Source organism: Desulfosediminicola ganghwensis, assembly GCF_005116675.2.
In the GTDB taxonomy this organism is placed as follows: Bacteria; Desulfobacterota; Desulfobulbia; order Desulfobulbales; family Desulfocapsaceae; genus Desulfopila; species Desulfopila ganghwensis.
In genome coordinates this window covers 3,745,905-3,762,710 of record NZ_CP050699.1, presented here as the reverse complement: position 1 = coordinate 3,762,710, position 16,806 = coordinate 3,745,905, and the positions used below count along the sequence as shown (strand labels likewise).

The window sequence follows — 16,806 nt, the reverse complement described above, 5'->3', positions numbered from 1 at the left end:
ATGAATGCATTTTGCACCAGTCCTGCGATTGAAAGCATACTAACCAAAGTTACCTGATTCGAATGTGAATCAGGTAACTTTTGAGTATTTGGGCTGTTCGTGTAGAAACGATCTGGTTGTTCGAAGTTCGGTAAGGACAGGAGTAGCTTATTTTCGCATGGTTTTGGCAAAATCGAGCATGCGCTGAATCGGCAGCCTGGCTTTTGCAGCAAGGTTGGCCGAAACTTCAACTTCGTTGCTGCCATTTTTTAGCACCTCGGCAAGATTCTGCAAGGAATTCATACCCATCCAGGGGCATCGTGCGCAACTCTGGCAGGTTGCTCCTTCACCCATCGTTGGTGCTTCAAGCAAGACCTTGTCTGGTGCTACCTGGCGCATCTTGTTAAAAATTCCGGCATCTGTGGCGACTATGAACTCCTGATGGTCCATAGTCTTGACAGCATCGATCAGGGCGGTGGTTGATCCTACCACATCAGCCTGGTCTACAACCTGTTCCGGTGACTCAGGGTGAACAAGAATGGCTGCATCAGGATGAAGTTTTCTTAATCGTTCAAGAGCTACTGAGCGAAACTCCTCGTGTACGACACAGGAGCCTGGCCAGAAAAGCATCTCTGCTCCGGTAAGGCGCTGAACGTAGCGACCGAGATGTTTATCTGGTCCCCAGAGGATTTTTTCACCTTTCTCTGCCAGATGCTTGATAATTGGCAGGGCAATACCGGAAGTAACCACCCAGTCAGAGCGAGCTTTCACTTCCGCACTGGTGTTGGCGTAAACCACCACGGTATGTTCCGGATGTGCGTCGCAGAATTGGGAGAACATTTCCTTGGGGCACCCTTCGTCGAGTGAACAGGTGGCTGCCAGATCGGGCATTATGACCCGCTTTTCATTGTTGAGAATTTTCGAGGTTTCTCCCATAAAGCGAACGCCGGCCACGACCAGGGTCTTGGCAGCATGTTCTGTTCCAAAGCGGGCCATTTCAAGTGAATCAGCTACGCAACCGCCAGTTTCTTCAGCGAGATCCTGAATTTCACCATCGGTGTAGTAGTGGGCGACCAGTACCGCGTTCTGCTCTTGCAGCATCTTTTTGATATCTGTCTTGAGAGTTTTGGTTGCGGCCTCGCCGAGTGCGGGCCAGACCGGGTTATCAGGAACATGTACTTCGGGAATGATAGGGGCGTCAGCGTTAGGATGCGACATAGGAATAACCTTTGTGTAAAGCGATTATTATGCTGGGGTTGGCTAGAATTGTATTTACTGTACGGCGATAGTTGTAATCAGCAGAATATCCTGCATCTGTAAGGGGCTGCTGTCAAGAGGTTTTCATAATATGCCAACTCGTAATCGGCAGTGAAAGGCAACTGAATACAAATCGGTATATGGTACAACATGCTATTATTGTGGAAATAATCACATATTAAATAGTGTAAGTCTAATGGTATTGTAATTTTCCCTAAAATTGCCTGTGATAACGTTTTGCAGTGGCAATACCGGGAAAGAGTGTAGTTCCTGTCTCCTGCAGTTCCCCACTAAAAAGAGTTCTATCAGCATAGATGTCTGTCGGGAGGAGCGGTGAAGAAGATAATGATAACAGAGCCTGAAAAGCACAACATCTATTCGGCGGATATTTCCTGAGTTGATTCGTTTAGTGTTTTAAACGGCTACTAAAAATGATGCAACCTCAAATCACAATAAGGAGGACGCATTCGTTTTGGTTGCATTCATCACTGACATGTAGAAAACAGGGGGCACCGCCCAGGAGGGACGAAACCCATGTGGATATCGGCAGCGAGTTCCTTGCAGCGCTGGCCCATGTAAGGATGGGCGGGCAAGAATCGCAGGCTTGAAGTATGGAAGATGTACCAGCTATAGGCAAAGTTCTATTGAGAAAACCGTGGTGTCAGCGTGCGCAATTGTCATGACACTCAGTCTTCTAAGATATTTGCCTGAATTGTAACGACTATCGTCAATGTGTGATTACTTTGATAATCAAAGCGATAGATAATCTTCAGGCATAACTTCAGCTTTTTCCAGACCATCTACTGAGCTTTGAAGATGGTCCCGAACCAGTGAAGAAGATAACTCCACATCGTGTCTGGAGAGAGCTTCCACAATTCCCAGATGTGCATCAACTGTGGGGCTGTATTCCAACTTAAAGAACGGATCGAAGAGAATCAGGTAGATTCTGGTGCGGTCAAGCAGTTCCTTGACATAGTAATACAATACATTGTTGCCTGAAAATTCGGCTATTTTCAGGTGCAGGCTGGCATTTAATACGTCATATTCGTCGAGGTTGGTCCAGTCGAATATGTTTTTCTCACGCTCGACCAGATCCAGCAGTTCATTTACCTGCTTGCTGGATATGGAGACTGCCGTAAGGCGTGCAGCCATTTGCTCCAGCTCCATGCGTACCTGATACGTTTCCTCTATTTCCTGGCTCGTGGGGGTGATCACAAAAGCGCCCCGGTTGGGAATCGATTTTACTACACCTTCAGATTCCAGGCGTTTGATGGCACTTCTGACTGGAGTTCTGCTGACGCCGAGTTGCTGGGCCAGTGTGATCTCCACGAGCTGACTGCCTTGCTTGATATAACGCTTACGAATTGCGTTTTTAATCTTTGCGTAGACTTCTTCCTCTGAATTTTTATGAACTGCTCCCATTCTCCACCTGCTGAGTACAAATGATAATAAAAGAGTTGACCAAAGATCCTTCAGAGACAGAACCAGGCTCATATCCAAGGTTATGTCTGAATGTCATAGATGCTGTTTATGACAGAGTTTGCCGCCCCCCAATTTGTTGTAAATATGGGCGAATTCTCTTAGCTATAGCATACCTTCAAAAAAAAGACACACAGATTGTGTACAAAAAAAGTGCACGAATATTTGCAGGGAGATGGAGGAATATGTCAGGTTGAAAGCGTCTGTAGGAATGGTGAAACGTCAAGAGTTATCGGGTGAAAAAGAGGCATTGATATCAAAAGAAAAATCTTTCTGAGAGGATGCATAAAAAACTATTGACATAGGCATTCCATAGAGCTAATTGTCCGGTGTGCAGAAAATGTATACAATGCATTGTTTTGCAGCAGTTCGAGGACTCCTTTGGGGGTCTTGCTGTTAGTGTGCAAATGCACGGTGTTAAAAAGCCAGGAAGCGGAGGAAACCGGGTTTCGGTTTTTCGTTTCATATGAAGTGCAAAATACATCAAAATGGTACTAACAGGAGGGATAAAATAAACACTTTAACCCTTCATAATGAATAGTCCAAATGCATCACCAACGAGGGACGGAAAAATCCGTTAAAAAAAAGGTTATGGCGAGGCAAAAACTTCAGGAAATCATAATCAACCGGGACTGGTGCAAAGGGTGCTCTATTTGTATTGCGCTCTGTCCCAAAAATGTTCTTGAACTTGACAAAAAGGAGAAGGCGACGGTTGCTCGGCCTGAGGATTGCATTGTGTGCAAACTATGTGAACTGCGATGTCCGGATCTCGCAATTACTGTGCTGACAAGTCAGGAAGGGGAAAATGGAAAATAAGATCAAATTTGTTCAGGGTAACGAAGCCTGTGTGGAAGGGGCGTTGTACGCTGGTGTCGACTTCTACGCGGGGTACCCCATTACTCCGTCCACAGAAATCGCTGAAGTACTATCCCAGAGACTGCCTCAGGCGGGTGGCAAGTTTATTCAGATGGAAGATGAAATAGCTTCCATGTGCGCTATTATCGGTGCCTCACTGACTGGCCATAAAGTAATGACCGCGACCAGCGGCCCGGGTTTCTCTCTCAAGCAGGAAGCCATCGGTTACGCCTGCATGGCAGAGATTCCCTGCGTTATCGCCAATGTGCAGCGTGGCGGCCCATCTACCGGTAACCCAACCCATGTGAGTCAGGGTGACATCAATCAGGCTCGCTGGGGTACCCATGGTGATCATGCCATCATTGCTCTTACTGCATCCAATCATCAGGATGTGTTTGAAATGACAATCGATGCCTTCAACCTGGCGGAAACCTACCGTACACCGGTAATTCTCCTGCTTGATGAAGCGATTGGCCACATGCGTGAAAAGCTGGAAATTCCGGCAGCTGGTGAGATCGAACTTGTCGAGCGACTTCGTACCTCCGTGCCTAAAGGTGTTGATTACCGACCATATCTGCCTCGTGAAGATGGGCGGTTGCCGATGTCTGATTTTGGTGGCGAGCATCGTTACAATGTAACCGGTCTCTACCACGATATGTGGGGCTTTCCATCAGCCAGTCCCCAGGTAGTCAATGAACTCCTGCGACACCTGGTGGACAAGATCGATATAAATATCGAGAAGATTACCCGCTATAAAGAGTACTTTCTCGATGATGCGGAATACATTCTGGTTTCTTACGGATCTTCAGCACGATCTGCTATTCATCTTGCCAAGAACAGGCGCGAAAAAGGTGAGAAGATCGGCGTGTTAGAGCTTCAGTCAATCTGGCCATTTCCACATGATCTGGTTCGCGAAAAATGTTCAAGGGCGAAGTCCGTTGTTGTTGTTGAAATGAACCTTGGTCAGGTAATGGCACAGGTAAAAGCTTCTGTAGACAATCCGGAAAAAGTATTTCTGGCAAACCGTATCGACGGCAAACTCATCACACCTTCTGACATCAAGAGACTTCTTCGGGTCATCCAGGGGAGGGGGATTTAACAATGGCTGTTCAAGATTATATCAGACAAAGATTTTTCCCTCATATGTGGTGTCCGGGATGCGGACACGGCATCGTGCTGAACTCTCTGCTCCGCGCAGTGGAGCAGCTGGAACTGGACAAAAACGACATCGTCATGACATCCGGAATCGGCTGCTCAGCCAGAATTTCCGGATATGTTGACTTTCACTCGTTGCATACAATCCACGGTCGAGCCCTGGCATTTGCCACAGGTGTGAAACTTTCCAAGCCTGAACTCACCCTTTTGGTGCCCATGGGCGATGGCGATGCACTGGCAATTGGTGGTAATCACTTCATACATGCCGCCAGAAGAAACATCGATATGACCGCCATAGTCATGAATAACCGTATTTACGGTATGACAGGAGGTCAGTTCTCTCCACTCTCCGGTTGTGGCATTAAGGCAACTACCGCCCCATATACTACAATTGATAATGATTTCAATGTGGTTGATCTGGCAGCCGCCGCAGGAGCAACCTTTGTAGCGCGCTCAACCGTGTATCACGCCAAGGAATCCACAGAACTGCTCAAAAATGCGATTCAGCATAAGGGCTTTTCTGTAGTTGAGATTCTCTCCCAGTGTCCGACCCATTTTGGCCGTAAAAATAAGGGTGGAGATGCCGCCGCGATGATGGAAAACTACAAGAACATCACCGCACCGGTCGGCTCAAAGACTCTCGAGGAGAACCCTGAATTGCTGGGACGTGGTATTTTCGTGCAGAAGGAGAGACCGGAATACTGCCAAGAGTATGACAAGATTATCGAAGTTGCAATGAAGGGGGCGTCCAAATGAAACGTACACGACTTGTCTTTTCAGGCTCCGGAGGCCAGGGCGTGATTACCGCAGCCATTATTCTGGCAGAAGCGGCGGTAATCCATGAGGGTATGAACGCCACCCAGTCCCAGAGTTATGGCGCTGCTGCGCGAGGCGGGACGACACGAAGTGATGTTATCATCTCTGAGCATGAAATCAACTTTCCTGTTGTTTCACAACCCAACATTCTGGTCTGCCTTACTCAGAAGGCGTATACCAGCTATGCACCGGAGATACGACCTGGCGGCACTCTTTTGACCGATACACGATTTGTGGAAACGACGAAGAATGTGGATGCCAGACAGGTTGAATTGCCCATGTACGAAAGTGTTATGGAGCAGATCGGTAAGCCGATTGTTTTCAACATCTGTGTGCTTGGCGCTCTGATAGGTCTTGCAGATCTGGTGAAGCCGGATTCTGTCATGAAGGCAATTGCCGACCGGGTGCCGAAAGATTTTGTTGAAATGAACAAAACCGCTTTGGGCATCGGCTACGAACTTGGTCTGGCAAACAAGTTGTACTAAAGAGTAACGAGGTATTTCAGGCCGGGTGAAAGGGACATACAACAGGTTCTGCACCCGGCTTTTTTTATATCCACTGTATTTAGGGAATTATGAAAATTCACGAGTATCAGGCAAAAGAACTCTTTCGGCAATATGATGTTCCTGTACCGGAAGGAAAGGCAGCAGTTACTGTAGACGAGGCTGTTGAAATCGCAGGTGGTCTGGGCGGTTATCCGGTTGTAGTCAAGGCTCAGATCCACGCTGGCGGACGCGGTAAAGGCGGTGGAGTAAAGCTTGCCAAGTCACAGGAGGAAGCCCGGGAGCATGCCGAGGCAATCCTGGGAATGAATCTGGTTACTCCCCAGACCGGACCCGAAGGCCGTCTGGTTCAGAAACTGCTTGTTGAAGCGGGGCAGGATATCAGGGAAGAACTCTACCTCAGCCTGCTGGTAGATCGCGATTCTGCCAGAGTTGTGATCATGACCTGCCGAGAAGGCGGTATGGATATCGAAGAGGTGGCTGAGCGCTCTCCTGAGAAAATCATCAAAGTGGCTGTCGATCCTCTTCTCGGCCTGCAGGGATATCATCTTCGCGAACTCATTTTCGGGCTTGATCTTCCCAAAGAGGTCCAGAAAAGTTTTGCCGGTCTGGTTCGTAATCTGTTCACGCTCTTCGTGGAAAAAGATTGCTCCCTGGTCGAGATCAATCCGCTTATCATCACCGGCGGTGACGAGGTGCTGGCCCTCGATGCCAAGGTCGACATAGACTCCAATGCCTTGTTCAGACACAAGGATATCCTCAGCTACCGTGACACAGACGAAGAAGATCCCCTGGAAGTAGAAGCATCTGAGTTTAACCTCAACTACATCAACCTCGACGGAAATGTCGGCAATATCGTTAACGGTGCCGGCCTTGCCATGGCGACCATGGACATCATCAAAAATGCAGGTGCCGAGCCCGCCAACTTTATGGATGTTGGTGGTGGTGCTACTGCGGAGATGGTTGAGAACGGTCTGCGTATCATCCTGCGTGATGAGAAAGTAAAAGCGGTATTGATCAATATTTTCGGCGGCATTCTCCGTTGCGACGTCTTTGCCGAAGGTGTTGTGCAGGCAGCTAAAAGCGTAGGGCTGAACATTCCGGTCGTAGTGCGGATGGAAGGCACCAATGTCGAGGAGGGAAGAAGAATTCTTGCCGAATCCGGCTTGAATCTGCTGACCGCTGTTGACCTGAAAGATGCTGCTGAGAAAATTGCTGCTGCGGTTAAATAAACGAAATCGAACCAGGGAGTTAGGTTGTGTCTATATTCGTAAATAAGGAAACAAAGCTGCTGGTGCAGGGTATTACCGGCAGGGAAGGGCAGTTTCACACCCGTCAGTGCATTGCCTATGGCACCCGGGTTGTTGCCGGAGTGACACCGGGTAAAGGCGGCCAGGAGATGGATGGTGTTCCGGTTTTCAATACGGTTCGTGAAGCAGTAGTGCAAACCGGTGCCAACACCTCTATGATCTTTGTGCCACCAGCTTTTTGTGCCGATGCCATCATGGAGGCGGTTGATGGTGGAGTTGAGCTTATAATTGCGATCACCGAAGGTGTGCCGGTAATGGACATGCTGAAAGTGAAAAACTTCATGGCAGGCAAAGCGTGCAGGCTGATTGGTCCGAACTGTCCCGGAATTATTACTCCAGGTGAGTGCAAGATCGGTATTATGCCGGGTTCAATTCATAAGCCTGGCGGTCCGGTTGGGGTTGTTTCCCGTTCAGGAACACTCACTTATGAAGTCGTCGATCAGCTTACCAAGCTCGGTATTGGCCAGACCACCTGCATAGGTATCGGTGGCGACCCGGTAAACGGTACCAATTTTATTGATGTGCTGTCAGCTTTTGAGGCCGATCCTGAAACCAGGGGAATTGTGATGGTCGGCGAGATTGGCGGTAATGCAGAAGAGGAAGCTGCAGCTTTTATTAATGAGCATGTTACCAAGCCAGTTGTCGGTTTTATTGCGGGCTTGACAGCTCCTCCGGGGCGCAGGATGGGCCATGCAGGCGCGATTATCAGCGGTGGCAGCGGTACCGGCCAGGCGAAGATCGAGGCCATGCGCGAAAATGGTATCACCGTTTGTGAAAACCTCGGCCTTATCGGTCAGGTTTGTAAAGATACATTCGGCCTGTAATCAAAATGTCGCTGATCAATAATAAGCTGCATTTTTACTGAACAGTGTCGGGATAACGATACTTTTAGAGTACTCTACCGGAGGGTACCATGAACACGATTATCAACACTTCAGGACCAGTCGCTCAAGGAGCAGATATTATCAGAAAAGCAGAAGGGGTCGGACTCGATCCCCGGCTGCTTTATGAGGCAGTAATTGACCTCTCCACGGAGGGGTTGATTACTGCAAACTGCATTAATATCGCGGCAGGTATATTTTTAGAGGATCTTGGATTGCCGCGTTACTTCTTCGAGCATATCCAGAAAGACTCTCTTGTCCACCTGCTTAAATCAATCGCAACAAGTATCAAGATCGTTGAGGGCAGTGTCACTCTCTATGGTCGTGTTGCCAATATCGATTTCGATCTCTCGTACGGGGAAAGCGTCGGCAAGATTCGCATTGCCACCGATGAGACCCGTGATTCGATGGAGGAGGTGCTTGAAGACCAGATTTCAGGGCACCGCAGGGAATATTATTACTCTCCTGAATCTAAATATTTCACATATATCATTCGGCCTGAAACAGTAGTCGACTTTCCTAAGGAACAGTATACCGGCTCAAGGTTTCTGTTTTCTCTTGCCGGGGATTATGCCATAACTCCGGAGCCGACCAGAAAACGTTACGAAAGCTTTCTCAAAAAATGTGAGAAAGCTGTAGTTCCCCATATTGAGGTGTTTAACCTGCCTGAGACCGGCGAAACCCGTTTGATGTATAACAGCGATTTTGAAAAGCCTCAGTTGCCGCTTTTGCGTAGGCTGCTTGAAGACCACGGCCTCACCCTGGTTCGAGCTTATTGGGAGCCGTACCTGAGTAAATCAAGCACCCCTTCATCGGTCTGTGCGCTCTATATTCAGGGTGAGCTTACCCGGACCATGGAGAACGCTCTGCTTGCCGATCTCCGCTGTTTTCTCTCGTTTTCAGTAAGTGATATTAAAGATGCCTATATTACGGGAGATTTGAGCTATCAGGAGATGCTTTTTGGTGGCAATGCCATCGATTTCACTCATCTGTTCATTTATAAGGAGAGTGAAAACGCCACTGACAGGGAGATTCTCGAGAGCCTGACCAGTAAAGACCACCAGGATGCTTTCGCCAAAAGGCTGCAGAGCTCAAATAAGTCAATTTATGGTGATCGGCTGATTACCGAGATGGTGAACAAAAACCTGGATCTGGTCAAATTCCTCTATGCGCTTTTCGAACGCAAATTCAAGCCAGGAGCAGTGGAGCGGCTCAAGGACGGTGAGATTGAGGCGAAGTGGCTTGAATACGATAAAATTATTTCTTCCAGATTCATCGATTTCAGTCTTGGATATGACATTTTCAAGTTCATGTTCAAAATCGTCAGTTGCACCTTGAAAACCAACTTTTACAAGGAGGAGAAACGCTCTTTCTGTTTCCGTTTCGACAACTCCATTCTCGATCCGTTGGTCTTCAATCAGTTTGTTTTTGGCATTTTTTACGTCAATGGCCATTATGCCAGCGGTACCCACCTGCGAGCTGGTGATATCGCCCGAGGCGGTCTTCGACTCATACGGGTTTCCAGGGCGAATTACGATTCAGAGCTCGATAACGCGGTGCTGCTCAATTATGCCCTTGGTCCGAAAGCTCAGCGACTCAAGCATAAGGATATATGCGAGAGCGGTTCAAAGGGTGTGGTCGTTCCTCACCCTGAGTATGCCGGTTACGGCCTGGAGGCTCTCTATGATTACACCGAGGGCATCATGGACCTGATGCTACTCGATGATTCCATAGTCGATTACTACGGTAAACCGGATTTGATCTTCTTCGGGCCGGATGAGGGTACAGCGCCGCTCATGGATGCGGTGGCTGTGAGAGCCAAAGAGCGCGGCTATCCCTATTGGCGAACGATTACCACTGGCAAGTCCATAGGAATCCCCCATGATACCTATGGAGTTCTGGCCAGCGGCGAGTTGTTTGGCCTCTTTAATCGGGGCGAAGAAGGTGTCGATCTGCAGATTGATGGTGAATCTGTAATGGTCACCAACGATATGGACGAGATTTATCAGCGAATAGGCGGCAAGATCGTGCTGAGCGGTATGACCACTACTTCGGTGATGAGCAGCTTCCGCAGCCTGATCAGCCATTATGGTGAACAGGAGGAAAATCTCAATCTGATGATCACCGGTGGGCCGGATGGAGACCTCGGTGCCAACGAGATCCAGTGTTACAAGGGTAAAGTGTGTCTGATCATCGATGGTGGTTCCATCCTGTTTGATCCTGAAGGGCTCGACAAGAAAGAGTTGATGAAGATCGGTTTTATGCGAAACAGCGATCCCCGAGTCAACTCTCTGGGTTTCCCCACTGAAAAGCTGAGCAAGAAGGGCTTTATGGTGCCGCTGGGAAGCACAAATGTCACTTTGCCCGATGGTACGCTGGTTGAGGATGGAGCACTGTTCCACCGGACTTTCCTCTCGAATCCGGCGAACAGGAAGTACATCGAAGAAGCAGATATCACAGTTTTCATTCCCTGTGGTGGTTTTAAAGACACCATCAATCATGGCAACGTCAAACAGTTCCTGGAGTTGTTCAGGGAGTTGAAGTTTATCGTGGAAGGAGCGAACGTTTTCTTTGACGATGTAGCCCGGCGCTATATTGCCCTCACCACCGATATTCAGCAGATCAAGGATTCTTCTGCCAACAAGGGCGGGGTGTACAGCAGTTCTGTCTCCGAGGTTCTCACGGCCTTCCTGTTTCAGGATTCGTATGAAGAGCAGCTTCTTGACAACGTGGATAACCGGTGGGCGCTGATTCGGGACATGATCGAACTGGTCGAACGGTATGCTTCGATAGAGGCGAAAATGCTGCTTGAGCATTACGACAAGGATCCGATGGTGCCGCTTTTTGACCTGAGTGAGAGAACCAGTGAACGGATTTTCGCCTTTCAGGAAGAACTTTTCGAGCGGATTGAGGAAATTGTGGCAGACGAGGAACTGGTCTGGCAGGTACTCATGCACTACATCCCGAAAGGTCTTATCGAAATTCTCGGACGGGATTCGATACTCAGAATTTTCAGTTCGGAAGAGCTTCAAACATATAGAAACACGATTCTGACCAAGAAAATTGCCTCAATGGCATACTATCGGTTCGGAATTGATTGGCAAGAATATCTCAAGGAGGTGAGCGACTCGTTCCCCGGTGCGCTGTATAAACCCTTTGCGGTTTAACCCGACTTGCTCATGAGCATTTTGTTGAAATAGAAGAAGACAATACGTTTTCAATTCTTTGGGAATAGCGAAAAGGATAATAATTTCGACAGAATGCTCACTAGAAGTCAGACCATGCGGCGCCAAATTCTTCAGTGTTTTGGCTGTGAAAACAGTTCAACACGATTTACAGCCGAAAACTTTGGATCTGAGCCCGCCGGTACTGATGAGAAATTCGGGTTAGCGAACAGATCAGATACGGGTGATTAGTGGTGACGGTGCGGTGGGGCTGGTTTCGCCGCATCTTTGAATAACTATTTGTTTTATAGCGTGAGGCTTATGTCAGTTTTAGCAAACAAACAGCAGGTGTTGAATATTCTGGTGGAGAATCTCAGGAACGAGCATCCACAGGTTGTTGAGTCGGGTATCATTGCCAAGCGGTTGAACATGAGTGTCAAGGATACCTGTCAGCTTATCAAAATCATGAACAGCATGGGAATGGTCGAAAGTGACTCAGAAGGGATGCGGTCACTTATTACCAGGGAAGGGATGAGGACTATTTCCGTCTGAGAAATAAAATGACCGTATACCAACAAAAGGCCTGCAGTGTGTACTATCTGCAGGCCTTTTGCTGAATTTGGAGAATTGTACGTGAAATTATTTGCCGTTTGATTCAATAAAGCTTTGAATCATCATTTCTCCTAGCTCTTTGGACCTGTTGGTTGCCGCTTCGACAGCATCCATGATTGTAGTCCTGAGACCACCCTTTTCCAGGGTATGGATACCTGCTATTGAGGTACCGCCCGGTGAGGTTACACGGTCTTTCAGCTGTCCCGGATGCTCATTGGACTCCAGCAGCAGTTTCGCTGAACCCATAACAGTCTGGGTGGAGAGCAGCAGAGATTCTTTGCGGGAAAGTCCCATTTTGACTCCGGCGTCGGCCATTGCTTCGATAATGAGAAAGACATAGGCAGGTCCGGAACCGCTCAGGCCGGTGAAGGCATCCATCAGTATGTTCTCCTTGATGAAGACACTGATGCCCACCGAATCGAAAATAGCCTTGGCCAATTCAATATCTCCATCCTCGACAAACTTGCCGGCTGCGATTGCTGTGGCGCTTTCTTTAACAAAGGCACAGATGTTGGGCATGACCCGGATCAAACGAAGTTCTTTCTGCAGGCCAGCTTCAATTGCTGCCAGCGGAACGCCTGCGGCGATGGAGATGATAAGTTTGCTCTTATCGAGAACTTCGGAAGTTTCCTTGAGTACAGTGGCAAGGATTTGCGGCTTGGTGGCGTAGATGAGTATTTCGGCTCTTCTTGCCACCTCGAGGTTGTCGGTGGTGGTGCAGACACCATACTTTTTCTTGAGCTCGTCAAGTGGTTCCTGCCTGATATCGGAGCAGATGATGTTTTCAGGAAGGGCGGCATTTGACATAACGAGCCCGCTGATGAGAGCTTCTGCCATATTGCCGCCGCCAATAAGTCCAATTTTTTTATCAGTTAACATGCGAATACTACTCCTTGTTGCGAATTGGAAAATCCGGACCTGCTGACTGGCTCGGGGAGGGATTATTTACTGGATATGCGGAATTACTGATTAATGTACGTTGTTCAACAGATTTTCGTCAAGGTAAAAAGAATGACCCGTCAGTGATATACCTATAAACAGCAACTAAATAATAACCTGGTGAAAGGCTATTATTCAGTTGCGCAGGGTGCAGACGTGAGCGGGGATGTGGCCGATTCAGAAATCGGTATATTTTGAAATACCGATGAAACTACTTGCGGATAAGTGATTTGGCTTTGTGAAATCCTGCCGGGGAGGTTGTGTTGGGCAAGAGCATGCATTGTTTACCAAATATAGTACCCGGGTTGGTAACGGAGTTGCATCCAGTTTGGCATTCATCTCCAAGTATTGCGCCGAATTTTCGGCGACCGGTGTCTATTCTGTCTCCATTACAGCGTATGATAACATTTCCTTTGATCATTTTCAGATTGGCAAATTTTGTACCCGCACCGAGGTTGGCGTTATTTCCGAGAATGGAATCACCTATATAAGCAAAGTGGCCCGCTTTGGCGTCATTCAGGAAAATGGAATGTTTGATCTCGGTGGTATGGCCTAATACACAACGCTTGCCGGCAAGGCAGTAACCGCGAACATAAGCGCCTTGACGCACCTCGCAGCAGTCGTCTAAAACTGTGGGGGACTTAACCATTGCACCGGACTCGATAAGTACGCCTTTACCAATGGCAATACGCTCCCCTGTAAGAATGGCACCGGCCATAATAACTGAGGCCCCTTCAAGAATTTCGTTATTTCTGGTTGCTTTCAGACCGCCTTTGGTGGTATCTCCATACACTATCTCTATTTCATCTGCGCTAATGCATTTCCCTTCATGTAGAATTATAGTTTCAGCCAGAGGCTTACCATCGGGAACCAGAGTTTTGTTGAGTTCCGGGTAGTGTATTGAGTCCATGTAACTTTTGAGATTGTTGAGTGCAACCCAGGCATAGTCGTTTTGAATAAATACATCGGCGTATGTGAAATCAGAGAGGTCAAAAAGTGATTCTGCGTTGAGCATGTGTCCGTTTCTCCGAGTTAAAATTAACGGTAAACTGTGATTGTATAGATGATTGAATAATCGATTGGTTACGGCAAAATTAGTGAAAGGTCGGTCGGCTAAGATCAAACTATCATAAAAATCGGGCCTGAGTTCAAGTAAAAATGCAAAACAGTAAAATGATTTCAGAATCATGTCTTGACAATGTATTTCAGATGTTTAGTTTTTTCGGCTGTTTTGAGATAGCATATTTATATTATGTAAAATATATTTTGAATCAGGAGTGAAAAAGGCAGGGTTACCCTGCCTTTTTCATAAAAAGTGAACTGGCCTGTTCAGACCCGAGGTTCGGCAGTGCTGTCAGGAGGTATGTGTGGAATTTAATGATTCTTTGAGCATTAGCATGGATGATTTTTCAAGTAATGAGGACATGGAAATCCCCGAAGTGCTGCCGATGATGGCAGTACGGGATGTGGTGGTTTTCAACTACATGATCATTCCTCTATTTGTGGGTCGTCCAGGATCTGTGGAGGCTGTGAATGAAGCCTTGAATTCAAACAAGCTCCTCATGCTTGTTACCCAGAAGGATGCCACAAAGGATGATCCTAAGGAAGATGACCTGTATGACGTAGGTATGGTGTGTATGGTTATGCGGACCCTGAAAATGCCGGATGGCCGTTTGAAAGTTCTGGTACAGGCGATGTCGAAAGCACGCATTAAGGAATACACCCGTACGGATCCGTCCTATGAAGTTGCAGTTGAAGTCATAGAGGATGTAGAGGCTGAAGAAATTTCGGTTGAAGTCGAAGCGATGATGCGCACGGTCAGAGAGCAGACTGAGAAAATTATGTCTCTACGCGGCATTCTCTCTGCAGACCTGATGATGATCATCAACAATATAGAGGACCCAGGTCGTCTTGCTGATCTGGTAGGTTCAAACCTGCGCCTGAAAATAGTCGAATCACAGGCGATTCTTGAGGAGGTTGACCCGGTAAAGCGTCTCAAGCTGGTAAATCAGCTGCTTTCTAAAGAGCTTGAGGTTTCTACTGTCCAGGCCAAGATTCAGAATGACGCCAAAGAGGAAATGAGCAAATCCCAGCGGGAATATTTCCTCAGGGAACAGCTTCATGCACTCCAGAAAGAGCTTGGTGATACCGACGAGCGTGCCCAGGAGATCGAGGAACTTGAGGAAAAACTCAAGAAAACCAAGATGCCTAAGGACGTGAAGAAAGAGGCGCAGAAGCAGCTGAGTCGTATGGAGATGATGCACCCTGATTCTTCAGAGGCGACCATCATCCGCACGTATATAGACTGGATTCTCGATATTCCCTGGCATAAATCGACCACAGACCGGCTTGATCTGGTCGAGGCCAAGCTGGTTCTTGATGAGGATCACTATGGCCTGGAAAAGGTCAAGGAACGTATTCTTGAGTACCTTGCTGTTCGCAAACTCAACGAATCCACCAAGGGCCCGATTCTCTGCTTTGTAGGCCCTCCGGGTGTTGGTAAAACATCTCTCGGTCAGTCGATAGCACGAGCAATGGGACGTAAGTTTCATCGTATCTCCCTCGGTGGTATGCGTGACGAGGCTGAGATTCGAGGTCATCGACGTACCTATATCGGTGCAATGCCTGGACGTATCGTACAGGGCTTGAAGACTGTCGCTTCGAACAACCCGATTTTCATGATGGATGAGATCGACAAGATCGGCTCAGATTACCGGGGCGATCCATCGTCGGCCCTGCTCGAGGTACTTGATCCTGAACAGAACTCAGAATTCTCCGATCATTACCTCAATTTGCCGCTGGACCTGTCCAAGGTGATGTTTATCACCACGGCAAATATGTCAGATACCATCCCCGGTCCACTCCTGGACAGGATGGAGGTGATCAGACTTTCCGGATACACCCTTGAGGAAAAGACAGTTATCGCCCGCAAGTATCTGTTGCCGCGACAGCTCAAGGAAAATGGTCTGAAGCCCTCACACATGCGAATGACTGATGAGACCTTGCAGCAGGTAATCACTCACTACACCTATGAGGCGGGCCTGCGAAATCTTGAGCGGGAAATCGGTAAAGTCTGTCGAAAAGTTGCCCGTAAGGTTGCTGAAGGTGGACGCGGACCGTACACCGTGAGCAAGAATAACATCGATAAGTACCTTGGACCACCAAAGACCATTCCGGAGTCTGAGATCGAGAGATTGGAGCAGCCCGGTCTTGTTACCGGTCTGGCCTGGACAGAAGTTGGTGGGGAAATCCTGCAGATCGAAGTTAACCTGATGCCCGGTAAAGGAAAACTTACCCTTACAGGCCAGCTTGGCGATGTGATGAAAGAGTCTGCCCAGGCAGCGCTCACGTATTGCAGAAGCCGCTCAGAAGATCTGAAAGTTGCTGAGGATTACTTCGATAAGATTGATCTTCATGTTCACGTTCCTGCAGGAGCTATTCCGAAAGACGGGCCATCTGCCGGTATTACCATGGCAACAGCGCTCTATTCTGCGATTGTAAAGGAGAAGGTTGTCGGTAAACTCGCCATGACCGGTGAGGTGACTCTACGGGGCAGGGTTCTGCCAATCGGTGGTCTGAAAGAAAAGGCCCTGGCTGCTCTGAGAGCTGGTATCGACAAGGTGATTATACCTGAGCAGAATAAAAAGGATCTTGCAGATATTCCTCAGGATATTCGCGACAAGATGGACTTTTTCCCTGTAAAGGATATGGATGAGGTGGTGAAGATTGCTTTTGGCAAAACTAAAGCAAAAGCAAAAGCAAAAGCCAAAGCCAAAACCAAGGCCACTCCCGGTACCAAGAAGGCTTCCACCGGTAAGAAGTAATTTAAAGCAACGGATTCCAGTTACGATAAGCA

General features: G+C 48.0%; 13 protein-coding genes. 9 read left to right on the top strand and 4 right to left on the bottom strand.

The window, feature by feature from the left end:
* Positions 1-147: 147 nt before the first annotated feature.
* On the bottom strand, positions 148-1,197 hold the full coding sequence (gene nadA, locus FCL45_RS16020; RefSeq protein WP_136798295.1) for a quinolinate synthase NadA: 1,050 nt from the start codon (positions 1,195-1,197) through the stop codon (positions 148-150).
* Positions 1,198-1,986: 789 nt separating this feature from the next.
* Positions 1,987-2,658, bottom strand: coding sequence for a GntR family transcriptional regulator (locus tag FCL45_RS16015; protein WP_167495810.1), 672 nt, complete (start codon positions 2,656-2,658; stop codon positions 1,987-1,989).
* Positions 2,659-3,261: 603 nt separating this feature from the next.
* Here FCL45_RS16015 and FCL45_RS25330 point away from each other — a divergent pair.
* The 8 genes from FCL45_RS25330 to FCL45_RS15975 all read left to right on the top strand — a co-directional run bounded on the left by FCL45_RS25330 (position 3,262) and on the right by FCL45_RS15975 (position 11,951).
* Positions 3,262-3,531 carry a 4Fe-4S dicluster domain-containing protein gene (locus FCL45_RS25330; protein WP_419174957.1) on the top strand — a complete coding sequence of 90 codons (270 nt, stop codon included), beginning with the start codon at positions 3,262-3,264 and terminating at the stop codon, positions 3,529-3,531.
* A complete protein-coding gene (locus FCL45_RS16005; protein WP_136798293.1) occupies positions 3,521-4,669 on the top strand; it encodes a 2-oxoacid:acceptor oxidoreductase subunit alpha in 1,149 nt (382 codons plus the stop codon). Before FCL45_RS25330 ends, FCL45_RS16005 begins: the two co-directional genes overlap by 11 nt.
* Before the next feature lie 2 nt (positions 4,670-4,671).
* On the top strand, positions 4,672-5,481 hold the full coding sequence (locus FCL45_RS16000) for a 2-oxoacid:ferredoxin oxidoreductase subunit beta (RefSeq protein ID WP_136798292.1): 810 nt from the start codon (positions 4,672-4,674) through the stop codon (positions 5,479-5,481).
* Positions 5,478-6,026 carry a 2-oxoacid:acceptor oxidoreductase family protein gene (locus FCL45_RS15995; protein WP_136798291.1) on the top strand — a complete coding sequence of 183 codons (549 nt, stop codon included), beginning with the start codon at positions 5,478-5,480 and terminating at the stop codon, positions 6,024-6,026. Before FCL45_RS16000 ends, FCL45_RS15995 begins: the two co-directional genes overlap by 4 nt.
* 89 nt (positions 6,027-6,115) lie before the next feature.
* Complete coding sequence (gene sucC, locus FCL45_RS15990) at positions 6,116-7,276, top strand: ADP-forming succinate--CoA ligase subunit beta (protein WP_136798290.1); 1,161 nt, start codon at positions 6,116-6,118, stop codon at positions 7,274-7,276.
* A 26-nt stretch (positions 7,277-7,302) separates the two neighbouring features.
* Positions 7,303-8,178 (top strand): succinate--CoA ligase subunit alpha, encoded by an 876-nt coding sequence (gene sucD, locus FCL45_RS15985; protein ID WP_136798289.1) that lies wholly within the window; start codon positions 7,303-7,305, stop codon positions 8,176-8,178.
* A gap of 89 nt (positions 8,179-8,267) precedes the next feature.
* A complete protein-coding gene (locus FCL45_RS15980) occupies positions 8,268-11,402 on the top strand; it encodes an NAD-glutamate dehydrogenase domain-containing protein (RefSeq protein WP_136798288.1) in 3,135 nt (1,044 codons plus the stop codon).
* Positions 11,403-11,720: 318 nt separating this feature from the next.
* On the top strand, positions 11,721-11,951 hold the full coding sequence (locus FCL45_RS15975) for a hypothetical protein (RefSeq protein WP_136798287.1): 231 nt from the start codon (positions 11,721-11,723) through the stop codon (positions 11,949-11,951).
* A gap of 87 nt (positions 11,952-12,038) precedes the next feature.
* Here the strand turns inward: FCL45_RS15975 and proC are convergent, their stop codons facing one another.
* Together proC and FCL45_RS15965 are read right to left on the bottom strand one after the other, a co-directional pair.
* A complete protein-coding gene (gene proC, locus FCL45_RS15970) occupies positions 12,039-12,890 on the bottom strand; it encodes a pyrroline-5-carboxylate reductase (protein ID WP_136798286.1) in 852 nt (283 codons plus the stop codon).
* A 271-nt stretch (positions 12,891-13,161) separates the two neighbouring features.
* Positions 13,162-13,965, bottom strand: a complete 804-nt coding sequence (locus tag FCL45_RS15965) for an LbetaH domain-containing protein (RefSeq protein ID WP_136798285.1) — start codon at positions 13,963-13,965, stop codon at positions 13,162-13,164.
* A gap of 382 nt (positions 13,966-14,347) precedes the next feature.
* Between FCL45_RS15965 and lon the strand changes: the two genes are divergently transcribed.
* Positions 14,348-16,774: an endopeptidase La gene (gene lon / locus FCL45_RS15960; RefSeq protein ID WP_136798317.1), complete on the top strand. Its 2,427-nt coding sequence runs from the start codon at positions 14,348-14,350 to the stop codon at positions 16,772-16,774.
* Positions 16,775-16,806: the final 32 nt, after the last annotated feature.

Excerpts from the sequence above, each read along its gene's own strand:
- FCL45_RS15980 (WP_136798288.1), top strand. The coding sequence starts at position 8,268 with ATGAACACGATTATCAACACTTCAGGACCAGTCGCTCAAGGAGCAGAT.
- FCL45_RS16005 (WP_136798293.1), top strand. The coding sequence starts at position 3,521 with ATGGAAAATAAGATCAAATTTGTTCAGGGTAACGAAGCCTGTGTGGAA.
- FCL45_RS15975 (WP_136798287.1), top strand. The coding sequence starts at position 11,721 with ATGTCAGTTTTAGCAAACAAACAGCAGGTGTTGAATATTCTGGTGGAG.
- FCL45_RS16000 (WP_136798292.1), top strand. The coding sequence starts at position 4,672 with ATGGCTGTTCAAGATTATATCAGACAAAGATTTTTCCCTCATATGTGG.
- FCL45_RS16015 (WP_167495810.1), bottom strand. The coding sequence starts at position 2,658 with ATGGGAGCAGTTCATAAAAATTCAGAGGAAGAAGTCTACGCAAAGATT.
- lon (WP_136798317.1), top strand. The coding sequence starts at position 14,348 with ATGGATGATTTTTCAAGTAATGAGGACATGGAAATCCCCGAAGTGCTG.
- proC (WP_136798286.1), bottom strand. The coding sequence starts at position 12,890 with ATGTTAACTGATAAAAAAATTGGACTTATTGGCGGCGGCAATATGGCA.
- FCL45_RS15965 (WP_136798285.1), bottom strand. The coding sequence starts at position 13,965 with ATGCTCAACGCAGAATCACTTTTTGACCTCTCTGATTTCACATACGCC.
- nadA (WP_136798295.1), bottom strand. The coding sequence starts at position 1,197 with ATGTCGCATCCTAACGCTGACGCCCCTATCATTCCCGAAGTACATGTT.
- FCL45_RS15995 (WP_136798291.1), top strand. The coding sequence starts at position 5,478 with ATGAAACGTACACGACTTGTCTTTTCAGGCTCCGGAGGCCAGGGCGTG.
- sucC (WP_136798290.1), top strand. The coding sequence starts at position 6,116 with ATGAAAATTCACGAGTATCAGGCAAAAGAACTCTTTCGGCAATATGAT.
- FCL45_RS25330 (WP_419174957.1), top strand. The coding sequence starts at position 3,262 with ATGCATCACCAACGAGGGACGGAAAAATCCGTTAAAAAAAAGGTTATG.